A 23,895-nucleotide genomic window follows, 5' to 3' on the forward strand; every position below is an offset into this window, starting at 1 on the left:
TACGCATTGCTTTGAAAATTCAGGTTTCTGCTGAGACAAACCCCTTCCTGTATCTGAACTGAGCGCAAATTTCTGCTCAGGCGTTGAAATGTATGAGTTCATGCCTGAAATCGACGGTCTGGCTTTATCGGTTTATCGCCGGCAATTCGCTCAGTTGCTGCTCATAGGCTTTAATTTCCTTTAAATTGCTGATGAGCCGATCCAGCGTGTAATTGTAAATCACTTCGTTACGAGTAATGTCCTCTTCGTTCCACTCTGCTTCCAGGACTTCTTCATGTCCGAACAGATCCGTCAACTGCTTCTGATTGGCGTCTGTGACACGCATCTCTTTGCCCATCAACGCGAGATTCTCAGAGTAAATGTAGATCTTCTGGTAAGTCGACAACAGTTTTTTATAAACTGCCAGGCGCTTGTCCTCGATACTTTTGACAATGCCCAGTTCAGTGGCCGCTGTCTGTACATCGCTGGCCAGCTGCTGGACCTCGGATCGATAATCTTCCAGATTATCGGCAACACGGTACAAATAGATTTTCTCCACCATAGCCAGCGTATTATCGTATAGCAGCTGTTCCTGCCGGCGAATCCGCTTGGCGGCGCGAGGCGGAAAGATCAGCAGATTCACGATCAGAGCCAAGGCAACGGCGAGAATCGTGTCCCTGAGTCGAATGTAAGTGAAGAAATAAGGGTTTTGTCCCGCATAGCCGTTCAGGAGGATCAGGATTGTCACACTGCCGGATATCCCGATGGAACCGGTCTGCCCCAGGCGATTGGCTACGATGATCAGGAGCATCACTGACAGGGCAGCCGATACAGGCAAAGGCAAACCAGACGAATATAACAGGATGGCGCTGAAAGCTCCTATAATAGTGGCCGCCACTCGCTTCATTCCGATTTCGAAGGAGGAAGCAACCGAGCTTTCCAGGGCAATCACAGCGGTGAACAGAAGAACAAATTGATCTTGCGGATTAATCGCCTGAGCCACCAATCCGGCCAAAAATACGGTCAACCCCGTTTTCAGAGTTCGCATCCCGATATACTGCATCATGAATTTACTCCACTTCATTCCCTTTCTTCAGCCATTGGCTGTAGGAACCGACATATAATCTGGGCTGCAGGCCAATTTCTTCCAATGCGATATAGTTCGCACAGGCCGTTACGCCAGAACCGCAGGAAACGATGATGTCTGACTTGCCTTTCAGTCCGGCAAATCGTTCTTCCAGTTCCTGACCAGACCTCAGCCGCCCATGTTCATCATAATTATCCATATAAAAATAATTGACTGCCCCTGGAATATGTCCCGCTTTATCATAAAGCGGCTCGACTTCCCCGCGATATCTCTCGGGGGCTCTGGAGTCAATCAGGATCTGTCCATCTTTCGGTGACTCAGCATAGGTCTTGATTTCCTCATAGTCAGCAACCATTATTGAGGTTTCCGACAAATCAATCCAGCTCTTTTGAGCAGTCGGTATCTCTGTAGATGTCGCAACTCCCGCCTCTTTCGCGGCTGCAAAGCCTCCGTTCAGCACAAAGACATTTTCCAGTCCATAATACTTTAATACAAACCAGCCCCTGGCTGCTGTAAAATTGCTTCCCTCATCATACACCACAAGGATTGAGTCATTGGACGCGCCAATTTCCTGAAGTCTGGCTTTCAGGGAACTCTGCTCAGGAAGTGGATGATTCCCGGTATCCGGAGTCACAGGGCCGGATAAGTCCTCTTCCAAACTAAGATAAAAGGCATTTTCAAGATGCTCCGTTTCATACGCGTTTCTTCCATAGTTAGGATCCTGCAGATCCTGTCGAACATCGATCAGAATTACTTGCTCCAACTGTTCAAGATCTTCCGGATTAATAAAATTTTTCATGATGGCTCCTCACATAGTAATTTTCTCTGTAGTCCTACCTTACCAAATTACGGGGTAAATTTCGACAAAAAGAGAAGACAGCGGCGGGATGTTATCAAAAATGTTTCAACTGAGATTAAATTCATGATCAATCCGGTCAGGCTGACAGATCCAACATTTCTTGTTTATTACTCTAATAATCTGCTTCAGTAGTGCTGCGTCATGAATACATCACTGCTGCATAAAACCCAGTTAATCATTTTGGTTTAATCCGGATTTCATTTTGCACTGCTAAAATGATCCAAAATGAACGGCATCGATGCCATTTTCAGGAGGTGTCAAATGGAGCTTCTGGGCGAAATCATTCTGGGAATTTTGCTGGAAGTGTTTCTCGGAACGATTAAGAGCAAGCAGGCACCAAGACGGCTTCGCGTCCTGTTGCTGTCCCTTTTGATCCTGCCGCTGTCCGCCCTGTTCTTTCATCTGGGTTTTGCCCTGATCGATACCAGACCGAACCTGTTTGGATATCTCCTGACGACACTGGCAGGAGTTTCCCTGGTTGGATGGGCCGTCGGGGTCCACTGGATTGCGCGAACAAAGACTGCAGGAATCCCCTCCGCATCCACGGTACCGCTTCTGTGGGCCAGCAATGATCCAATAACTGTCCCTGCTGAACTCCCGCAGCCAGGGCCTGATGATTCAAACGATCCTGAACGCATTCCTGAGGCTTCCCCTCCGACACAGTTCCATGAACAGCAAAAGAAGCGGTGAATCACCGCTTCTTCATTATTTTAATTTAGTTTTCGTCGTCTCCGAAGTTCATCTTCTCTTTCAGATCGCCGAACAGATCTCCCAGTGTCAGATTGTCTGCGGAATCATGATAGCCTCTGTCGACCTGACGTTTTTCAGCAAAGCTGCCACGGTTGGAGGAGGATCTCTGCGGACGTTCTCTTCTCTGTCTTGGTTCTCTTTCTTTGCGCTCGCCCATGTTTTCGAAACGTTCACGGCGGGCAGGACGCTCTCCTCTGGAGAATTCTCTTTCAAGGCTGCCTTCTCTCATCGTCAGGGACATCTTCTTGGTTGAAGTATTGAAATCCTTCACCCGTACGGAGATTTCCTGTCCCTTCTGGACGACATCTTCAACCTTCTCTACCTGGCCTTCAGCCAGCTCGGAGATGTGCAGATATCCTTCCAGTCCGGGTTCCAGTTCAACGAACGCTCCGGATTTGATGATGTTCATAACTTTTCCAGGGTAGGATTCGCCGACCTGGTACTTTTCAATGTTGTTCCATGGATCGGACTCGGAAGTCTTCATGGACAGGCTGATCTTTCCAGTGGTCGGATTGATTTCACGAACGATTACTTTGACCTGATCGCCTTCGTTGACAATGTCCGAAGGATGCTTGATCCGTCCCCATGACAGGTCAGAGATATGAGCGAGGCCTTCGATGCCGCCGATATCGATGAATGCACCGTAGTTCATGAGCTTGGTGACAGTACCGTCAACCATTGCTCCTTTTTCAAGAGTCTTCAGCGTTTCTTCACGCTTAACAGCTTTTTCAGCACGATCCAGTTCTTTTCTGGATACGACGGCTCTCTTCTTGGCGCGATCGAACTCGATGACTTTGACTTCCATTTCCTTGCCTGCCAGTACGGAGAGGTCAGGAATGTAGGAATCAGAAGCTAAGGACGCGGGCATGAATCCCTGAAGTCCCATTACTTCAACACGAAGTCCACCCTTAACGGCTTCTTTGACTTTCGCCATAACAGAAGTTCCTTCGGCCATTGCGCGTTCAATATTCTGAACAGACGCATCAGCTTCAGCTCTTCTCTTGGACAAAAGGACATTGCCTTCTCCGTCATTGACTTTCATGACGGAAACCTTGATTTCATCGCCTTCCTTGATGAGCTCGGTAAGATCTGCATCCGGATTGTTGATGAATTCATTCTTAGGAACAATGCCGTCGGACATGTAATTTATGTTGACGAACACATTGTCAGGGGTAACTTTGATGACCTTTCCGTTCAGAACCTGACCGGGCTTGATGCTCATTGTTGACATCTCGGCCATACCCTGTTCCATTGACATTTCAGCTTCCTCAGCTTCTTCGACAGGCTCAGCGGCAACTTCTGCTGCAACCTCTTCCTGCACTTCGTTGGTGGTTTCTTCTACTGCGGTTTCAGCAGCGACGGTTTCTTCCACCGGACTCTGGGAAGTCAAAATCTCTTCCTGAGTGTTCTTGTTTTCGTTTTCCATTCTACTATTCCCTCCTGGGCCATCCGCACTTTACGGGTAGCCGAAAATCTTGTTATTTATCTTTCGATAAATAATGCTGAAGAGATTCCTCAGCATTTTTATTAAAGAGCCCTTACGGACTTATTAATCTTGGACTTGTCAATCATGGACTTGTAACAGTACTCAATAATATCTGCTCGCTTAACGATGCCAATATATATCCCTTCATCATCAACCACCGGCACAAAATTCTGCGTCATGGCAAGGTTGACAATGTCTTCAATCGTCTCATCCACTTTCACGCTTTTATGAACCGTTCGACGGGGGATCTGTTCGACAGAATAGCGGGCAACCGTATTGAATGAGTGGTCGGGGCGAGACTTTATGACTCGAAGAATATCCCCTTCCGTCATCGTACCGATATACTTTCCCTGATCATCAATGACCGGAATTGCGGTCAGCCTGTGATGGTCCATGCGCTCCAGTACCTGCTGCAGTGTAGCGTCCATCGATTCAAAGACTGTCTCACGCTTCGGCGTGAGAAAAAACATGATGTTCATTTACATCTCCTGTACATTGGTAGTAATAGTGTATCACGAAATCGGGTGGAGTAGGAATTTTTTTTATTTTTTTATTGCCTGTAATTTCGATTGCGGTTCGCCTGTCGCTGACCAATAATGGCACGGAAGAAATCCTGTGGAACCTTTTTAATTTTTTTGAAAAACTTCCGATAGCCCAGCATGTTTTCCTTAACCGATATATCTTCAATGAAGGAACTCATGCATGCCTCACAATGATACATCGAACGAATTCGGCCATGTTCATTAGCCATTGAAATATCATACACAATATGACCTTCGCATAAGGGGCAGATTGTAGTGATTTCCTCATCCGGAACATCTCTTACCTGAATATCCGTAATGTAGATCGAATCAGAGGTAAACAATACCCGGGTGTTCTTCAGGCCATCCAGCCTGCCATAACGCTCAAGAACCGCTCGGAGAACCCGGGCAGTGGACAGGGCATCATAATAACCGTCGTGAAGTCTGGTATCATCGACTTCAATTGAAAATTCTTCCATAACGCTTTTCAGACTGGGGGTTGGATTCCCTCCCAATTTCTGTCCGATCCAGGCCTGCAAATCCAGATAGCGCTGGCCAAGCACAGTGATCGGAGTCTGGTGCATATGGCAGTTTCGAATAATTTCGTATATGTCCGAAACACCCCAGGTTACAATCACAGTATTTTTGCAGAATCGATCCAATTTGCTGATCGCCTCAGGATATCGGATACCTTCATCCATCATGGCCTGAGTAACTCCAGTCATTTGGCTGATCAGCGGGTTCAAGTTCTTATAAAATGTGTTTTTTATAACCAGATTGAGACCTTCCCCTTCCGTCAGGTTTTCCTTCAGCCGGACTGCCCCGATCTGAATGATCTCATTGGGATAAAGCCTTCGTTTTCCGGTATCTTCCCGATTCAGGTACTGCTTCATGTTCTGGTAAACACCCTGCATATTATTAAATTCCAGGTCGATGACGACATAATCCATAACGATCTTCGCAAACCATCCTTCGTTGGTATAGGCCGGTTATTCCGGCTGATGCAGCTGGTGCCTCATCTGAGTCCTTGATTCAGGCAGCCAATGACATAAGGAAACAATGTTCCGTGTAAATCCGTTCATAAGAAAGTATGAAAGATCATCTGTTCGGAGGGCTGCCCCTCCGGTCTGAAACCCGGCTGTAAAAAAACTTGAAATTCCAAAACGATAACCACAATCCCTAAAGTCACCGGAATCAATTATATCATAAGAGAACGAAGTTTCGGCAACATCCTGGGGATGGCGCAGTTATTCCTGTACTGTTTCATGATTCATTCATTTTTTACGATCCAGAGCAACTTGACATTAAAAAGGTCCGTCACCGACTGGGACGGACTGAATGTTCTGTGCGATATATCAGACTGATTACCCATCGCCTTGTTTGAAAGGTCTCAGGAATGGTAATCCGGTATTTTAACCTTTTTCAGCTGAATCTGACCATTCATCAGAGAGCCCAAAATGCAATGTGCAGCCAGGTCAGCATCATCGTCGGTATGGGAAACCTGCTCCGAAACCAGATTGATCCAAGGTCTGAGCGTGCAATAGTCAAACCGCCTGAGTTCTTTCTCATTCTCCGAATTCAACTCACTGGAAGCACTCAACGGAAGCAGCAGAAAATTAGGCCACTGTGGGTGGATATGCTTCAGATTGGGAAGAAATCGATCGGAATTCCCTTCCCGCCTCACAAATCCACCATGCAAAGCAAGGCCGAGTTCATCCAGATACAGACTTTCAAATTCAGTCATTAGAAATATGTTTTCCGGGATTTGTTCTTTATTTTTTGCTAACACGTCAGAAACCTTCGATCCCACCGGACTAATAATCCGGACTTGTGGTATTTGTGCCAGTTTATCCCGAAACAAAGCTCTAACCCGATCCGTTAATTGATCCGGATCGATTTTTTCAGCAACCAGAAACAACAGATCTGCATCCCACTCTTTCACAAGCTGAATTAAATAATCCAGCTCATACTCCAGTCTTAAAACCGTGTTTTCCTCACTGACACTCAGTGTTCCCGGGTCATCCGGCATCAAATTTCCGCTTTGTACAAAACGAATCATTCTTTCATCTCCACTTTTTTTCATCGTAACAGGTTATCCGGACAACTGTTATCCGAAATTCGCCAGAGGACAATCGGAAAATAATAAAGAAATATCAACATTTATTAAAACCCTCTTCACATCCTTCTACTACACTAAGATTATCAATTCAAATCCATCCAAATAGGAGGGTCCCTCATGATCATCTACAAGAAGATTTTTGACACGCTCGAAGAAGCCAACAGCCATGCCCGTAACCTTCCCGCTGACTGTCAGGACACCAAAAATCTGGTATCAGTCCAAAAGTTCCGTGAAGGCCATGATGAAAAGTACCGGGTCCTGGTCAAGAGAATGGAACATAATGATGAGGCGAAAGAACAAGTGACCTGCGGATTGGAACCTATTTTTGAAGACCTGACAAAAGAACCGGAAACACCCTGATTTGTAAATCCTGAGTCAGTCGATTGCACCGCTTCTTAGCGCATGTAAATCCTGATCCTTCTCATCCACTTCTACTGCTCCCCGAAAGTTAACACAAACAAAAATAGCCAATGTCTGTTTTCCCAAATCAGACGTTGGCTATTCATTCCTGTTCATATCTCTTCAGGCAGATCTGAATCGGATCCTCGACAAATGATCCGGCTTAGAGCTGTACGGCTCATTGATTCGGACACTCCGATTGTTCAGGCTGTCAGTCCAAACAGCTCTGTTCCTGACTAAGCCGGATCTGAATCCATGCAAAAGGCAATCCTATTCAAGTTGAGACCTACACCCGGATCGATCCTAATCTGGTTCTTCTTCCGACGGAAGCAGATTGGGCACACTGAATGTCATGACCGAAGCCTTTTCCCGGACTTTGGCTTCTTCTTTCTCATTTAATTTATCTTCCTCTGTTTTTTTCGTCTTAACCACCTCGTAGGTGGAAGACTGTTGACCGAATGAGCCGAAATGAACTGAAATCTTCATATGGTCCATCGAAAACGTCTCGTTCGGGACTGTCAGAACAATCTCATTTCCTTCGATTTTCGCCTGAACCGGTTCATCCGATTGTTTCGAATTACGTCCAGTCGTCTGAGTCTCATGCTCTTCCCCATCCGCTTTGTTCTGTTGTTCCTTCGAGTCTTTGCCGGACTTCTTCTTTTCTTCCTTTTCAGCCTTGCGATCTTCCTTGGCTTCTTTGGCGTCTTTGGCCACTTTGGCCTCTTTGGCTTCCTTCATTTCTTTCTTGGTCTGCTTCATGGCTTCTTCATTCAGAAATTCCAGTTTATCTTTTTTCTTCAGGTACTTTCTGATCTCTTTCAACAAACCATAGGCATCCTTTGCCTGAACATCCTTGCCGTCAATTTTCGCAACCAGCTTTTTATCGCAATCATCGCATTGACCGATGCAACCCTTGATTTCTATTTTCACATTACGTAGATTGCGCTCCAGAAACTTGGCGGATTTTTCTACATCCTTGGTATGTTTACATAGACTGATCTTCATCCTGAACACCTTCTTTATTTAATTTCTTTTTGAATTTTTCAAATCGCTTGCGCGAAAGTTCAATAAATGCTTCCTGAGAGTTGAATGGTTGGCCTTTGGGTTCGACCCTGCGATAAGTACCGTCTGATAACAGGATTCTAGATTTGGCTGTGTCCGACATGGTTATGGAAAGTAGTTCCCTGAGCTTTTCCTTGCATTTTTTGTCCTCTACCGGGATGAGCAGTTCAATTCGCTTGTTGAGATTGCGCTCCATCCAGTCAGCACTGGAGATATAATAATTATCTTTTCCATTATCGTAAAAATAGAAAATACGTGAGTGTTCAAGAAATCGACCCACGAGGCTCCTCACTCTGATATTCTCAGACAGTCCCTTGACATTGGGACGAAGGCAGCAGATTCCACGGACAATGAGGTCAATCTCTACGCCATCTCGTGATGCCTTGTATAGCTCCTGGATAATCTCCTTGTCCACCAGAGAATTCATTTTGGCAATAATTCGAGCTTTTTTCCCCTGACGGGCATGGCGTGCTTCGTTTCGTATGAGCTCGCTAAAGCGTTCTCTCATATAATCCGGAGCCATGGACACTTTATTCAAGGTCTTTATCAGCGTCTGCCCTGACAGACGATTGAACATGTTCGAGATATCCTCTCCGAGTTCCTGTCGAATCGTCAGAAGTCCAATGTCGGTGTACAGACGTGCTGTCACATCATTGTAATTCCCCGTTCCCAGATGGACATAACGCTGAATTTTGTTGTTCTCCCGCCGAATGATCAGAAGAGCCTTGCAGTGAGTCTTTAATCCAACAATGCCGTAGATCACGTGGCAGCCTGCTTTCTCCAGCCGCAGTGCCCAGTTGATATTGTTTTCTTCATCAAAACGCGCTTTCAATTCCACCAGTACGGTAACCTGTTTTCCGTTCTCCGCAGCTTCAGCCAGGGCCTCTACGATCGGAGAATTTCCTGACACCCGGTACAGCGTCATCTTGATTGCCAGAACATTCGGGTCCTTTGCCGATGTTCGAACCAGCTGAATGACTGAATCAAAGCTTTCATAGGGATGATGAATCAAAATATCCTGCTTGGCAATGGCTTTAAAGATATCCTGAGCCAAGGTGATTTCAGGAACTGGCATGGACTGGATTGATTCAAACTTCAAACCCTCATGGCCTGGCAGATTCGCGATTTTTGAAAGAAAAGTCAGATCCAGGGGGCCATCCAGCCGAAAGACATTGGACATCTCAATTTCAAACCGGTCAATCAGCATATTCAGCAGATCATCCGAAATCGTGTGTTCCACTTCAAGCTTCAGCACCCTGCCCCATTTTCTTTGCTTTAACGTTTCCTTAATCACCATCAAGAGATCCTGAGCATCATCTTCGTCATATTCCAGATCCGCATTCCTTGTGACCTTGTAGCAGACAAGATCCTGAATCTGATATGCGTCGAAAAGATTCGACAAATGAAGCTTGATAATATCCTCCAGTAATATGAACTGTCTGGCTTTGCCTCCGGGGATCCGATAGAACCGGTCAAGCACCGATGGAACCTGAACCGTTCCCAAAAAGGCGCGGCCCTCAGAATCCAGCAGATGCAAGGCGATATTGAGGGTATTGTTCATAATCAGTGGGAAGGGCCGGGATGAATCAATGACCATTGGAGTCAACACTGGAAAAATGCTGTCCTCATAAAGCTGGTTCAAATAGCTGAGTTGCTCCGGCTTGAGTTCCTCACGGTGCAGAATCCGAAACTGAACGCTGCGGGCAGCTGGAATCAGCTCCTCATTGAATGTCTTATAAAGATCGGCCAGCAGCTTTCGGGTTCGGTCATCGATGGCACGGGTCTGTTCCTTCGGCGTGAGACCGGATGGATCCGTTTTTTTCAGTCCGGCGGCGATTTGATCCGACAAAGAGCCATATCGAATCATATAGAATTCTTCCAGATTCGAAGTGACAATGGACGCGAATTTCAAGCGTTCAAACAACGGATTGCTCAGATCTCTCGCTTCTTCCAAAACCCTCTGGTTAAATTCCATAAAGGAAAGTTCACGGTTGATGTAGTTTTCATGAGTCAGAATAATTTCTTCCATTAGCTCCCCTTCCTTTGCTGGTTAGCAGGAACCATCCTGACTCCTGCATTAGTATCATTTTATCATTATGGTTTGAATGGATTGTTAATTTTGGGTTAATACCTCAGAATCTCACGAATATTATCAAAACTTCTGTGAGCATCAGGATTTCCAAAGAGAAAGTTACTTGGATCCATTCCAAATCTGTTTTTTCTCGGTCTTCAAATTTTATCTCTATCTCAATTACAGTCTCGGTCTCAGTCTCAGTCTCAGTCTCAGTCTCAGTCTCTGTCTCTGCTCATTTATCCCAGGATCTGACCGCTGACGCAGAGGGGCTTTCCGATTGATTTGAACATGATGGTGCTTTTCCTCTGCGCCATCCATCCAGGCCAATTTGCCAGTCAATGTTTTACCCGTTTCTCGTATGCCATCCCTTCTGTAAAATGGTACTATAGTAATCAGAGAGGATGTGGAGAACCATGAAATTAGGGATCATCGATATTGGATCCAACTCCATCCGACTGGTCATTCTGGATATTCAGGGGACGTCATATCGGATCACGGATCAAATCAAGCACTCTGCCCGTCTGGGGCAGGACATGTCAGCAGATGGCTACCTGGATCAGAAGCGAATGGATTATGCAATTCAGGTGTTGGCACATTTTGCGATAACGATGCATACCAAGGGAGTACGGGAAGTTCTTTGCGTGGCAACGGAAGCGGTGCGGCGTGCCAAGAATCAGAATCAGTTCCTCAGCCGGGCTCGCAAAGCCCTGGGTACAGAAGTCCGAATCCTGTCAGGTCTGGAGGAGGCGTATTATGATTACCTTGGCTGTGTCAACACACTTGATATTAAGCACGCTCTGGCTTTCGATATCGGAGGTTCCTCAACCGAGCTGATCCTGATCAGGAATCGGCTGCTGGTCGAGTCAGTCAGCCTTCGGCTGGGGTCCATCCCCCTGATGGAGATGTTCGATCTGTCCGCCAAGGCTACTGATCAGCAGATCGAACGGTTGAAAGTCTTTTTGATTGATCAGTTCAAGATGCTGCCCTGGCTGTCTCAGGCAAAAGGCCTGCCTCTGATCGGCATCGGCGGCTCCGTACGAACTACCGGAAAAATAGATCGGCTGCGCAAGAGTCAGGGTGAGTTCATCGCTCATAATTACTCCCTGGATCGCAATGATCTGCATGAGATTGCAAGCCTGGTCGTCAACTGGAAGAATCACTCCGGTCAAAGACCTCGCGGCCTGCCCCGGGACCGTGATGACATTTATACCGGATCGCTGATCCTGATCGAAACTCTGGCCGATTATCTGGGAAGCGAAAAACTGTTTGTTTCCGGAGCCGGTGTCCGGGATGGAATCCTGTTTGAATACCTTCTGGGCAACCGAAAGTTTGTCCCTGATGTTTTGGAGTTCTCCCTGCGCAATTTCATTCAGAATCATATGTCTGAGGATTATGATGGTGAAGACCTCTGGCAGATCACAGAGCCGCTCTTCGATCAACTGTCTTCCCTTGAGCCGGAGATTCGCCACATGAAGAAAGTCATGAAGACCACGACGTTCCTGCATGATATCGGGAAGAACATCAATTTTTTCCAGCGAGACCGCAACACGTTCTACAGCATCCTGAATGCGCCGATACACGGTCTGTCCCAAAAACAGATCCTGTTAGCGGCCTGCAGCGCCACTTCCGGTTCCTCGGATGACATCCTGAAGGAATACCTGGGAAAAAGATTGCTGACCCAGCGAGATATTCGGGTGATCCGCAAACTGGGCTTGATCCTGAAGCTGGCGAAGGCCATTTCATACGCCTCGGCCTCAAACCCGGCCCCACTGGAGATGAATCTGACCAAGTCGAAGCTGGAGATTTATCTCCCCGATCAGATTACCATCCAGTTTGCCAGAGAAGATTTTTCCTTTCACAGCCATGAATTCCGAAGTTCTTTCGGCGTCGCCCTGGATTTCTTCCAGAAAAAGAATCCACTGCCAAAAAACGCAGGCCATTGAACGGCCTGCGTTTTTGATTTCATGTCGATTCGAGTCTATTTCTTTTTCCGTCCGATGGAATCTTTCATGTCAATGTTATCCAGCCGCTGATCACAGGCCTTAATGATTTCCTTCAGGATTTTGATTCTGGCATATTTCTTGGAGTTCGCTTCGACAATATACCAGGGGGCTTCCGGCTGACTGGTTTTTTCGATCAGGTCATTGACCGCTTCGGTATATTTGTCCCATTTATCCCGATTACGCCAGTCTTCATCGGTAATCTTCCAGGACTTTGCCGGATTATTCTGCCTTGCTTCAAAGCGGGCCAGCTGGGTATTCTTATCAATGTGAAGGAAGAATTTGAGTACGATGGCACCATAGTTGGTCAGGATTTTTTCAAAATGATTGATTTCGTTGTAAGCCCTGGACCATTCCAAGTCAGTGGCATACCCTTCGATCCGTTCCACCATAACTCGCCCATACCAGCTTCTGTCCCAGATCCAGATATGACCGGCCCGGGGGAATTTCGCCGCGAAGCGCCAGAGGTAATGATGGTTCTTCTCCAGATCATTGGGGGCTGCTGTAGTATGAACCGTATAGTTGGTTGGATCCAGCTCGGCGAGAATCCGGTGAATCGCCCCACCCTTGCCTGCTGCATCCCAGCCTTCAAAGACCAGCACCAGCGGAATTCGTTTCAGATACAGGGCATGCTGAACCTCCCGCATCTGTTTCTGCAGCACCTTCAGCTGGTCAGAATATTCCGTTGCCGTCAAATCCAGGGACAGATCCACTTGCTGGAGCGGACCTTCGGTCTGACCGGTGAAATCCCCGTCGCGATCCATGGGCTGAACCGGCTGCCTGGCTTCTACTTCCTTCAACCGTTTATCCAGCAGTTCTATCACCTTTTTCATGACGATTATCGTACTTTCTGACTTTTTGGTGTATTCGACTATATACCACGGCGCGTAAGGTTCATCCGTGAGTTTCATGATTTTTTCCATTTCACGCACATAGACTTCGTTATTATCTTTGTCAAACTCCTGCGCCTTCCACGTGGTCAGGGGCGACTCCATCATTTTTCGAATGTTGTCTTTCTGCTTTTCCGGATCTATTTTAATCTTGAACTTGATAATGACGTATCCATCGTCTGCCAGTCCTTTTTCGAACGCTTTGATTTCATTGATCAGGATTTCCGGATTTTTATAATGAGATGAATCCCCCAAGCGATTTTTATAGTAATTGTACATGGAGTACCAGCTCCGGTAGTAGATGTTAAACGTCTGATAATCGGGAAGCGTTTCAAGATACCGGGTCAGGAATGGTTTCTTCAGATCTTCCTCCGAGGGCGGTCTGGTTTCAATAAAATGCGTGTGCCGGGCATCCAGCCCCAAGAGAAGCTCGTTCGTAATCCGCCCCTTGCCCGAGGCATAGGCCCCCTCCAGGATGATCATGACCGGTACCTTCAATTCCATCAGCCGGCGCTGCAAATAAGCCAGATGTTCGGCCAGGGTATCCTCATCATTGACTTCAAGAATTTCATGGATTTCCGCAGGAAATTCAGATTCGATTTTTTCCTCGGGCGATATGATAAACATATCGGATTTCACTTCCCGGGCTGATTCCGTTTCCTTGCCCGTTGGACGGTCCAGGGCCAGTTCGGTTTGGAATCGATCATCGGTGTTCAGTTCATCCCCATTGAGTTCATTGGGATCAATGGCCTGGGGAACAGTCTGGCTGATCATTTTCCTGGTTTCTTTTCTATTTTCATCGCTCTTTAGCTTATTCTTATTCTTCTTCTTCTTGTCCTCGGATTCTTTTTTTCCCATGGTTTCACCTTCCTGATATTTCATTGGTTTGACAAGAGATTCTCACCCGAATTATTTTGAGACAGCCCTTTATTAGCTACATTCTAGCAAAAAGCGGAAGAACATACGGTCATTTTTCGTTATTTTTAAAGTCTGGTTACAACTTCCGGCTGGCTGAAGTCCCTTGTCTTCATGATATAATGAGAAAAATATCAGAGGATGTGATTCCATGCAACCGAGTTATGAATATGTGAAAAGCACCAAAGAACTGAAGGAACGCCAGGACTGGCCTCATTATTTCATGAATCTGGCCCGTCTCGCGGCAGAACGCTCTACCTGCGATCGGGCAAATGTGGGCGCAATCATCGTGAATAAGGAAAACCGCATCGTCGCGACAGGCTACAATGGTTCAGTCGGCCGTAAGACGCCGCACTGCTCGGAAGTCGGTCACGCCATGCGGGAAGGTCACTGCATCGCAACCCAGCACGCGGAACTAAACTGCATTTCCTATTGTGCCAAGGAAGGAATTCCGGTTCGAGACTGCACCATCTATGTCACCCACTTCCCCTGTCTGAACTGTACCAAAGCCATTATCCAGTCTGGCATTACAAAAATCTATTATAAAGTAGGTTACCGCATGGATGATTTTGCCTTGCACCTTCTTGACATCAACGGCATTCTTTATGAACAGGTCCTGGCCGGAGAGGAAGGTCTGGAATCTGAATAAATATTAAATTCGCATTTTTTTGATGTATACATATACATGATCTTGACATATATATTCAACTTTTCTATAATTCAACCAACAGCAAAGAAGGGAAGCTTCTTTCCATAAGGTATGAGTCGAAAGCGAGCCGGTGATGGTGAAAGTCCGGCGACCAGGATACCGGAAAGTTGTAACAGCCCGGAGCTTCAAGGGTGAACTCAGTAACCCCTGACGGATGGATCACCGTTATCAAAGATCAGGATATGTCAGTATCCGACAAGAGAGTCAATTTGACTAATCAGGGTGGTACCGCGGAAGCAGCCTTTCGTCCCTGTTCATGATGCATGAGCAGAGACGAAAGGCTGTTTTGATTGTCTCTGGAGTTAGAATGAACCGACCTCACCAGACGAAAAAAATGGAGGAATCAACCATGGAACGTTATGAACCAAAGATGACCGTCAAAGAGACACAGCAAGCCATCAAAAAAATCAAAGTGTATTTCGAGCACGAACTGGCCGCCCGCATGAACCTGACTCGGGTATCCGCTCCCATGTTTGTCATGGAGCAGACCGGGCTCAATGACAATCTGAACGGAGTGGAGCGTCCGGTCGCATTTTCAGCCCGCCACATGGAAGAGGCCGGCAAGATTGAAATCGTCCATTCCCTGGCCAAGTGGAAACGCATGGCTCTCAAAAAGTATGATTTTTCCTTTGGAGAAGGTCTTTATACTAACATGAACGCCATTCGCCGGGATGAAGTGCTGGATGAAATCCATTCAATCTATGTCGACCAGTGGGATTTCGAAAAAATCATCTCTCCCTATGAGCGCTCCGTGGACTACCTCAAGCATCAGGTAGATATTATTTACTCCATCTTCCTGGATCTGGAAAAGAAGCTTCATGCCGATTATCCCCATCTGATTCCTCAGCTCCCGCCTGAAATTACCTATATCACCAGTCAGGAACTGCTGGATCTTTATCCCGGGCTGACGACCAAAGAACGGGAAAGAGCCTTCGTTCGGGAGAATAAGGCGATCTTCATTATCGGCATCGGGGCACCTTTGTCCAATGGTCTGCCCCACGACGGCCGCGCGCCGGATTATGATGACTGGAGCCTGAACGGCGATCTGATTTTCTACAACAGTATCCTGGATGATGCTCTGGAGTTGTCCTCCATGGGAATCCGGGTAGATCCGGACACTTTGTCGCATCAGCTGATTGCCCGCGGAATGGAAGATCGGTCCCACCTGCCCTTCCATCAGGCGCTTCTGGCCGGAGAACTTCCCTTGACCTACGGCGGCGGCATTGGCCAGTCCAGGATCTGTCAGTTCCTGCTCCACAAGTATCATATCGGAGAAGTCCAGTGCAGCATCTGGCCCCAGGCCATGATCGATGAACTGGCCCAAAAGGGCATCGATTTGCTCTAGCGTTCACTCGATCGCTGAAATCGGCCTTTTTATCTCAAAGGGAGCCACCTGCCTGGGCAGAATGGCTCCCTTTAAGTTTTATCGAATGAACCAGTCAATCATTTCCTTGTTCGTTCCATGTACTTTCTCATCTCTGTCTCCACCAGATAGCGAATTTCTTCCGGCAGGACCCTCTCACCGGCGTACTCTCTCAGACTGACCTCGCGCAGCGCACTGATGTAGACCTTGGACATCGTCAGCGTAATGGCTGCAGCGGTAGATCCTGAAATCACTCCGGTAACCAGCGTTCCGGCCCCCGGTACCAGCTTCAGGATGTTGGTGGTCAAAGTCCTGCCGGTCACCACTGCTCCCCCGATCCCGGCCATGGCACCCACCAGTGAGGTGAGCATAGCCCGGTCGTAGGAGATTCCAAATATAGCCGTGATTTTGGCGATCATGGTCACCTGCGAGGTGGCGATAATCGGCGCATCGGCAAAAGGAATCGGAATAAATCCAACGGCAAAGGTCTCATAGACAAAGCGTCTCGCCCAGCGCGAGGCCAGTTCGGCCTTCTTATCGATGTCCACGCGCTGGGCGTTGATAAAAGCCCGCTGGGATTCATCCGGAATATTTCGAAAGGTGGTCAGCATCAACTCTTTCAGACCAAAGCTCGGAAGAGTATGCGGTCCGATGGAATAGTCTCTGGCAATGACCGGAATACAGGCTCGTATCTGCGGGCATTCCTGTTCAATGTATTCCTTCAGTTCCCTGGTTCCGGATTCCTCCAGCGCCTGAGTCAGAACCACGATGACCGGCAGCTGCAACGCCAGCGCGTTGATCCAGATTCTTTCGGTTTTTTCCAGCCGGCGCGACAGGCTGCTGATGCAAAACCAGACGCAGTGAATCTTTTCCTTTGGATCCGCTGCCAAATCTTTTTCTTTCAGCAGACCGACCACTTCATGCTGAACCATGCGCTGCGCTTCCTCAGACAGTTCCAGACCTTTGGTATCGTACAGCGTCAATGGTACGCCGGTTTTTGTTATTTTTAATAGATGCGGCGTCACCGGAGCTCCGATCCCGGTATCCGCCAGATTCTCACGAAAAATCTCGTTGATCAGAGTAGATTTCCCGACACCGGTTTTGCCAATGAGCATGATATTGACCGGCGGCATATCTGCCATTTCCTGATCGGTCCGGTTAAGAATTTCTCCTATCAAATCCACTCCCATGGTAAGATCCCTTACCGGAGATTTTCTTTTGCTGCGGCTGAATATCGCCATATGCACTCACCTCACGTGTCCGTCTTGCTGTGGTACTTGTTTACTAACAGTATAGCAGGTCTCCCACGAAATCGTCTGGACCCATCCTCTCGGAATGGGCGTATAATGGAATCACCGATGAAACTTAGGGAAACGCTGATTAATTCTGTTTTCTGTAACTCTGAGGAACGCTCTCACGATATAATTTAAGTATTACGTTACCAGCGAGGTTTTTCTTATGAAGCAGCAGACTCTCAGTGATTTTGAATACGCACATCGCCGCAAGACTACAAAGAGAGAAGAGTTTCTTGATTCTATGGAAACTATCATTCCCTGGAAAGATTGGATCGAGATGATTCGCCCCTACTATCCTCAGGGAAAACGCGGCAGAAAGCCCATCGAAATTGAAACAATGCTTCGGATGTACCTGATGCAAAATTGGTTTAACCTCTCCGATGTTGCAATGGAAGACGCCATCTATGACAGTTATGCCATGCGCAAATTCATGCGGCTGGACTTCATCTCGCAGCAAGTGCCTGACGCAACCACGCTTCTTCACTTTCGCCATTTAATGGAAAGCCATCTCTTGGGGGAGAAGATCTTTCATGATGTCACCAGACGCTTGGAATCTGCCGGACTAATGATGCATGGCGGCACCATCGTGGATGCCACCATTATTGCAGCCCCCAGTTCTACCAAGAACCAGACGGGAGAACGAGACCCTGAGATGCACCAGACAAAGAAAGGCAATCAGTGGTACTTTGGGATGAAGGTTCATACCGGAGTTTGCGCCGGCAGTGGGTATGTCCATACAGTCACAGGGACTGCGGCCAATGTCCATGACATAAACGAGACACACAAACTGATTCGTCCCGATGATGAAGTAGCTTACGGAGATTCCGGCTATAATGGAGTCGAGTCAAGAAAAGAATTCACCGAGGATCCGCACTTATCTACTATTGAATTTCGCAGCAATGTTCGCCCTTCCAAGATCAAGACCAATAAGAACTATCCCGGGATCCAGTGGGACCGGGCAATTGAACAACGCAAATCATCCGTTCGAAGCAAAGTGGAGCACCCATTTTTGATCGTCAAACGGTTCTTTGGTTATGCCAAAGTAGTCTATCGGGGGATCAGCAAAAATTTGAATAGATTCAACATCTTGTTTGCCAGCGCCAATTTGTTGAATTGTATTCGTGCAAAACGAACGAAAGAATTCTGCATGGGATAAGTGCGCCCAAAATTAGGGGTTAGCCCACAAAATGGGCTCAAATCGCACTAAAATCCAGCATTTTTGTGCCCCCATGAGTAAAAAAACAACATAATGACCGAACTGGGAAACGTTAACCTCAAATAATCAGTGTTTCCGTAGATCATCTATGCCTATGAGATCAACGATCTCATAGGCCTCAGCAAAGGGAGGAGGAAAGAACCATGGGATCATCTAAATTGCGCTCAATCCGAACCTGGCTCATTCGAAACGGAAGGGCCCTTGATGTCGCTCGCTGGTATTACCACTTTGAGGACGGATCCGCTCAGGATGTACTGAAAGCTCTGGCGGCCTACCAAAATCCAGACGGTGGATTTGGACATGGTCTGGAACCTGATATTCGTTCTTCCGCTTCATCCCCCATTCAAACCTGGGCTGCAACCCAGATTTTGCAGGAAATCGGCTTGCCCGAAATGTCTGCACAAATGGTGGAACATCTGCTGGATTATCTGGAATCTACCCTGGCCGGTGATCGCTGGGCCGCAACGATGCCGGCAATGAATGACTTCCCACACGCCCCCTGGTGGCACTACAGTCCGGAGAACGAATTCTGGGGCTGGAATCCTACCGTCGAACTGGCAGCTTTCATTCTGGTGGCCGGATCGCATCGAACCAGCTTAGCTGAAAAGGCTGAAACTATTGTCAGGGTTGCCCTGAAACAGCTGATGGAAGCGGACTTTGTGCCCTCCCCCCATGAGCTTGCCAACTTTGCCAAAGCAACCGAAATGCTTTACGATACTCGAGGCGACCTTCTGTCCGCGGAAGTAGTGCAACGACTGCAACAGCTGATCCAGAGCACAGTAACCTCGGATCAGGCCATGTATCTGTCAGATGAATACATCACTACCCCCACCTTCTTTCTGAATTCACCCAGGAGTCTCTACTATCCCTCGATTCAATCAACGGCAGACTTCTTCACCACACACCTGGAAAACAACGTAACCGAGGAAGGTTACTGGAATATCAGCTGGACCTGGGGGGAAGAACCCGTTCACCCGGATTCCCTGAGAGACTGGAGAGGTTCGCTGATTCTGGAAAACATGATCTATCTTCAGAATTTCAAAAAATAAATTTGATACAACCTATTGACAAACCTTCTATTTCTCAGATTGATAAAATATTAATCATCAGTTTTTACTGGTTTTTGTTTTATTTTTGTCAATTTAATTCCTGTTCATAATTAAATTTCCATCGGAGAGTGGTTTTTATTACGAAACCACTCTTTTGCATCTTTTAGCCGCCCTCCATTCTGTTAGATTGGTAAACTTTTACAATGCGTTAATATCAAGCGTTATCAAGGGTAATTTTTGATTATAATTTAATTGTAAACATTTTATTTAATAGGAGGTAATTAGTTTGGACGCATTCATGAAACTGAACAGCGAGGTCAACGGTATAGTCTGGGGACCCCCCATGCTGATCTTACTGATTGGAGCAGGACTTATTCTCGTATTCGTTACTGGACTGGTCGTCTACCGCAGATTCGGCTTTGTCATGAAGAACACCTTTGGCAAGATGTTCGACAAAACCGCAGCTGCTGAAGGCGGAATCACCCCCTTCCAGGCCGTCTCAACCGCTCTGGCCGCTACTGTTGGAACCGGAAACATCGCCGGTGTCGCAACTGCCATTGCTTCCGGCGGACCCGGAGCAGTCTTCTGGATGTGGTTTGCCGCCATCATCGGTATGACCACAAAATTTGCTGAAGTAACCCTCTCGATTGCCTATCGTGAAAGAAACGAAGCAGGCGAATATTCCGGTGGACCGATGTACTACATCACCAACGGTCTCGGCATGAAGTGGCTCGCAACCATTTTCGCCATTTTCGGAGCCTTGGCTGCTTTCGGTATCGGATCCATGACGCAGGCAAACTCCATCGCAGCCGCGATGGAAAGCTCCTTCGGAATTCCCAAGCTGGCAATGGGTATCATCATCGCAGTTGCTGCGGGCGTTATTCTGATCGGTGGAATCAAGCGAATCGGTCAGTTTGCTGAAAAGATCGTTCCTTTCATGGCAGCTGCCTATATCCTCGGCGCTCTTGTCATCCTCGTCATCGAAGCAAAGCAGATCCCCGCAGCATTTGGCCTGATTTTCGGAAGAGCTTTCAGTCTTGAAGCTGCCGGCGGCGGAATCCTTGGATACACAGTGATGCAGGCCATGAGATTTGGTGTTGCCCGCGGTGTATTCACCAATGAAGCCGGTCTTGGCTCCGCTCCAATCGCCCACGCCGCTGCCACCACGGACCACCCGGTTCGCCAGGGCCTCTGGGGCGCATTCGAAGTTTTCGTTGACACCATCATGATCTGCTCCATGACCGCTCTGGTTATTCTGACCTCCGGCATGGCAGACAAAATTGACCCCAACACCGGCAAAGCCTTCACCGGCGCCGCTCTGACCACCCAGGCCTTCAACAGCGGCTTTACTGGCGGCGGCCTCATCGTTACCTTCGGAATCCTCCTGTTCGCCTTCACCACCATCGTTGGCTGGTGCTACTATGGTGAAAAGTGTATGGAATATCTGGTAGGCTCCAAGGCTATTATCCCCTACCGCATCGTCTTCGTTCTCAGCACCATCGTAGGAGCCATCGGCGCCCTGACAATCGTCTGGGATATTTCCGATACCCTCAATGGTCTAATGGCCATCCCGAACCTCATCGCCCTGATTGCTCTGTCTGGTGTCGTTGCTAAACTGGTTAAGGATTTCTTCAGGGATCCCAACCGCATCCGCACTTCACCCGCTGAATATGAAAGCGCGCTGAAACGCCCGAAAAAATAACGCATACTCTTCGGAAACCGGCCAATGGCCGGTTTCTTTTTATGCTTTGAATCCGATCCAAATCAATTGTATACTCTGATCTGATCTATCTACTAGGAAGCAAACCCCATTGTCCAGAAACCAATGTTACCTGAAATTAGGGATTAATATTGACTGATTTCATGACCGCCGACTGATCCGATCAAAATCAGGGGAAGAGATCCTGTTTCGTTATGGTGTTGATTCATTATTCGGGGCTTAATCAGATCAGGATAGATCGAGTTGCCACCAAGTAAAACATATGTGAAGCGATATTGATTGATCATCTGAAGTACCGAGATTTCTATAATGACTGGATATCTGAACTGACTGGATATCTGAACTGACTGGGTATGCTCCTCCCCCTATAAAACAGGATCCCGGCTTGGAAACACCGGGATCCTGTTCTATCTATTTTGTTCGTATCACGCTGCCTTCGATTTCAGCATCTGTGTACCCTGAGTTGGGGTGTATGCGGGGTCCATGCGGGACAGTCGGGAGGCATTAAGCACTGCCAGGAGTGCAACGCCTACATCGGCAAAGATGGCCAGCCAGATGTTTTCATTAAAGAAGACGGAGTGAATCATTACCGCCAGTTTAATGCCGAGAGCCAGGATGACATTCTGAAGGACAATCCGGTTAGTCAGTCGGGAGATGTTAATGGCCAGTGGTATTTTCAGCAGCGAGTCATCCATCAGTACGACATCAGAGGCTTCGATGGCAGCACTGGATCCGATGGATCCCATGGAGATTCCGATGTCTGCCATTTTAAGCACAGGCGTATCATTCAGACCATCGCCGGCAAAGGCGGTAAACTTCCCCTGTCCCTGCTTCTGGGTGATTTCCTCCACAGCGGTCACCTTATCCTGCGGCAGGAGTTCCGCACGATAATCATCGATTCCGCTCTGAGCTGCTACTTTTTTCACGATAGTCCGGTTATCACCTGACAACATCACCAGGTGACTGACACCCATGGATTTAAGATCAGCAATCGCCTGCTTCGAATCCGGCTTCAGTTCGTCTTCGATCTGAAGAGATCCCAGGTATTGCGTCTCCCCCGCAGATTGACGTGCGACATAGACGATGGTTCCTTCCGGTGGCTCAAGGGAAATGCCCAGATCTTGCATTAACTTCTGGTTGCCGGCCCATATAATGGTGCCGTCCGGCAGGGTGGCCTTTCGTCCCTTCCCTCTGATTTCTTCGGCAGAAATCAGACTCGAACGTTGCGGCGCTTCATCCAACTGATCCAGAATGGACTTAGCAATGGGATGCGGTGAGTCCAATTCCGCCAGGGCGGCCAGTTTCAGAACTTCATCCACTTCGACGCCTTCTGCCGGCTCAATCTGTGTTACTTCGAACGTTCCTTTGGTTACGGTTCCGGTCTTGTCCAGAACGATGGTATCCAGGTTTTTCAGTTCTTCCAGAAAGTTGGATCCTTTTATCAGGATGCCATGGCGGGATGCCAGCCCCAGTCCTCCGAAAAAGCCAAGAGGAATGGAGATAACCAACGCGCAGGGACAGCTGACAACCAGGAAGATCAGACCTTTGCGAATCCATGGGCTAAATGGTTCAGATAAAATCAGCGGCACCAGGAAAGCGACCACTGAGGCCAGGAGAACGACTGCCGGTGTATAGACCCGGGCGAACTTCGTGATGAACTTCTCGGTCTTGCCTTTCTGATGAGCTGAATTCTCCACCAGATCCATGATGCGCGAAACAGTGGACTCTCCGTATGGCCTGGTCACGCGGATGGTCAGGGCCGAGGTAATGTTGACGGATCCAGAGAGAATTTCGTCACCCGTCTGAATTTCCCTGGGGATGGACTCGCCGGTGAGGGCTTTTGTGTCCAGCTGCGAATACCCCTCGGTTACCATTCCATCCAAGGGTACTCTTTCCCCTGGGCGCACTACAATCAGATCCTCTACTGCAACTTCCAGGGGGTTGCGCCGAATCAATTCTCCGTCTACCAGAACCATGGCATAATCAGGACGGATATCCAGGAGATCCTTGATGCTTTTTCTGGAACGATGCACGGCCAGATCCTGAAAATATTCACCGATCATGTAAAACAGCATGACACCGACCGCTTCCTGATATTCGCCTATGGCAAAGGCTCCGACGGTAGCCAGGGTCATCAGGAAATTCTCGTCAAAAACCAGTCCTCTGGTCAGGTTGCGCAGCGCAGCCAGAACGATCTCATATCCTGCCAACCCGTATGCCACAAAGAGCATGAAGTCAGACCAGGGTCTGGGGGCGAGAAATGAGCCAAGGAATAATCCAAGTGATACAACAATTCGAAGCAGATTCCAATGAAGCAGCGGGATTCCAAATGGTCCGGTTTTGTCCGCATCGTCCCCATGGTCATGACTGTGCCCATGACTGTGGCCATCTTCATGGGCCTC

Annotated in this window: 19 protein-coding genes; 8 read left to right on the forward strand and 11 right to left on the reverse strand. The window is 47.8% G+C overall.

Annotation, left to right across the window (positions count from 1 at the left end):
- Positions 1–124: 124 nt before the first annotated feature.
- Positions 125–1,045, reverse strand: coding sequence for an FUSC family protein (locus tag P6M73_RS09815; RefSeq protein ID WP_277852880.1), 921 nt, complete (start codon positions 1,043–1,045; stop codon positions 125–127).
- 4 nt (positions 1,046–1,049) lie between these two features.
- On the reverse strand, positions 1,050–1,865 hold the full coding sequence (locus P6M73_RS09820) for a sulfurtransferase (protein WP_277852881.1): 816 nt from the start codon (positions 1,863–1,865) through the stop codon (positions 1,050–1,052).
- A gap of 321 nt (positions 1,866–2,186) precedes the next feature.
- Between P6M73_RS09820 and P6M73_RS09825 the strand changes: the two genes are divergently transcribed.
- A complete protein-coding gene (locus P6M73_RS09825; RefSeq protein WP_277852882.1) occupies positions 2,187–2,615 on the forward strand; it encodes a hypothetical protein in 429 nt (142 codons plus the stop codon).
- A 25-nt stretch (positions 2,616–2,640) separates the two neighbouring features.
- Here the strand turns inward: P6M73_RS09825 and rpsA are convergent, their stop codons facing one another.
- From rpsA to P6M73_RS09845, 4 genes are all read right to left on the reverse strand, one after another.
- Positions 2,641–4,101 (reverse strand): 30S ribosomal protein S1, encoded by a 1,461-nt coding sequence (rpsA, locus tag P6M73_RS09830; protein ID WP_277852883.1) that lies wholly within the window; start codon positions 4,099–4,101, stop codon positions 2,641–2,643.
- Positions 4,102–4,202: 101 nt separating this feature from the next.
- Positions 4,203–4,640: a CBS domain-containing protein gene (locus P6M73_RS09835; protein WP_277852884.1), complete on the reverse strand. Its 438-nt coding sequence runs from the start codon at positions 4,638–4,640 to the stop codon at positions 4,203–4,205.
- Positions 4,641–4,711: 71 nt separating this feature from the next.
- Entirely contained in the window at positions 4,712–5,632 is a 921-nt protein-coding gene (locus tag P6M73_RS09840) for a 3'-5' exonuclease (RefSeq protein ID WP_277852885.1), read from the reverse strand.
- Between the two features lie 440 nt (positions 5,633–6,072).
- Positions 6,073–6,741 (reverse strand): hypothetical protein, encoded by a 669-nt coding sequence (locus P6M73_RS09845; RefSeq protein WP_277852886.1) that lies wholly within the window; start codon positions 6,739–6,741, stop codon positions 6,073–6,075.
- Between the two features lie 177 nt (positions 6,742–6,918).
- Between P6M73_RS09845 and P6M73_RS09850 the strand changes: the two genes are divergently transcribed.
- The gene (locus tag P6M73_RS09850) at positions 6,919–7,161 is read left to right on the forward strand and encodes a hypothetical protein (RefSeq protein WP_277852887.1); all 243 of its coding nucleotides are present in this window, start codon (positions 6,919–6,921) and stop codon (positions 7,159–7,161) included.
- A 342-nt stretch (positions 7,162–7,503) separates the two neighbouring features.
- On the opposite strand, the gene P6M73_RS09855 is transcribed toward P6M73_RS09850, so the two are convergent.
- Together P6M73_RS09855 and P6M73_RS09860 are read right to left on the reverse strand one after the other, a co-directional pair.
- Positions 7,504–8,205 carry a DUF1450 domain-containing protein gene (locus P6M73_RS09855; RefSeq protein WP_277852888.1) on the reverse strand — a complete coding sequence of 234 codons (702 nt, stop codon included), beginning with the start codon at positions 8,203–8,205 and terminating at the stop codon, positions 7,504–7,506.
- A complete protein-coding gene (locus tag P6M73_RS09860; RefSeq protein WP_277852889.1) occupies positions 8,186–10,291 on the reverse strand; it encodes an RNA degradosome polyphosphate kinase in 2,106 nt (701 codons plus the stop codon). The genes P6M73_RS09855 and P6M73_RS09860 overlap by 20 nt, the downstream gene beginning before the upstream one ends.
- 458 nt (positions 10,292–10,749) lie before the next feature.
- Here P6M73_RS09860 and P6M73_RS09865 point away from each other — a divergent pair, with 458 nt between their 5' ends.
- Entirely contained in the window at positions 10,750–12,279 is a 1,530-nt protein-coding gene (locus tag P6M73_RS09865) for a Ppx/GppA family phosphatase (protein ID WP_277852890.1), read from the forward strand.
- Positions 12,280–12,314: 35 nt separating this feature from the next.
- On the opposite strand, the gene P6M73_RS09870 is transcribed toward P6M73_RS09865, so the two are convergent.
- Positions 12,315–14,084, reverse strand: coding sequence for a phosphate--AMP phosphotransferase (locus tag P6M73_RS09870; protein WP_277852891.1), 1,770 nt, complete (start codon positions 14,082–14,084; stop codon positions 12,315–12,317).
- Between the two features lie 208 nt (positions 14,085–14,292).
- On the opposite strand from P6M73_RS09870, the gene P6M73_RS09875 reads away from it, so the two are divergent.
- Positions 14,293–14,790, forward strand: a complete 498-nt coding sequence (locus tag P6M73_RS09875; RefSeq protein ID WP_277852892.1) for a deoxycytidylate deaminase — start codon at positions 14,293–14,295, stop codon at positions 14,788–14,790.
- A 409-nt stretch (positions 14,791–15,199) separates the two neighbouring features.
- Positions 15,200–16,195, forward strand: coding sequence for an aspartate--ammonia ligase (gene asnA, locus P6M73_RS09880; RefSeq protein ID WP_489666443.1), 996 nt, complete (start codon positions 15,200–15,202; stop codon positions 16,193–16,195).
- Positions 16,196–16,293: 98 nt separating this feature from the next.
- On the opposite strand, the gene P6M73_RS09885 is transcribed toward asnA, so the two are convergent.
- The gene (locus P6M73_RS09885) at positions 16,294–17,454 is read right to left on the reverse strand and encodes a YcjF family protein (RefSeq protein ID WP_277852893.1); all 1,161 of its coding nucleotides are present in this window, start codon (positions 17,452–17,454) and stop codon (positions 16,294–16,296) included.
- 217 nt (positions 17,455–17,671) lie between these two features.
- Here P6M73_RS09885 and P6M73_RS09890 point away from each other — a divergent pair, with 217 nt between their 5' ends.
- The 3 genes from P6M73_RS09890 (at position 17,672) to P6M73_RS09900 (ending at position 21,475) form a co-directional block, all read left to right on the forward strand.
- The gene (locus P6M73_RS09890) at positions 17,672–18,664 is read left to right on the forward strand and encodes an IS5 family transposase (RefSeq protein WP_277852894.1); all 993 of its coding nucleotides are present in this window, start codon (positions 17,672–17,674) and stop codon (positions 18,662–18,664) included.
- Between the two features lie 203 nt (positions 18,665–18,867).
- Positions 18,868–19,773, forward strand: coding sequence for a hypothetical protein (locus P6M73_RS09895; protein ID WP_277852895.1), 906 nt, complete (start codon positions 18,868–18,870; stop codon positions 19,771–19,773).
- Positions 19,774–20,071: 298 nt separating this feature from the next.
- Positions 20,072–21,475, forward strand: a complete 1,404-nt coding sequence (locus P6M73_RS09900; protein WP_489666502.1) for an alanine/glycine:cation symporter family protein — start codon at positions 20,072–20,074, stop codon at positions 21,473–21,475.
- 443 nt (positions 21,476–21,918) lie between these two features.
- On the opposite strand, the gene P6M73_RS09905 is transcribed toward P6M73_RS09900, so the two are convergent.
- Positions 21,919–23,724 (reverse strand): heavy metal translocating P-type ATPase, encoded by a 1,806-nt coding sequence (locus P6M73_RS09905; RefSeq protein ID WP_347276333.1) that lies wholly within the window; start codon positions 23,722–23,724, stop codon positions 21,919–21,921.
- Positions 23,725–23,895 lie beyond the last annotated feature (171 nt).

It is taken from the genome of Anaerococcoides asporogena, from assembly GCF_029590275.1.
Classification (GTDB): Bacteria; Bacillota; Clostridia; order Clostridiales; family Clostridiaceae; genus JG1575.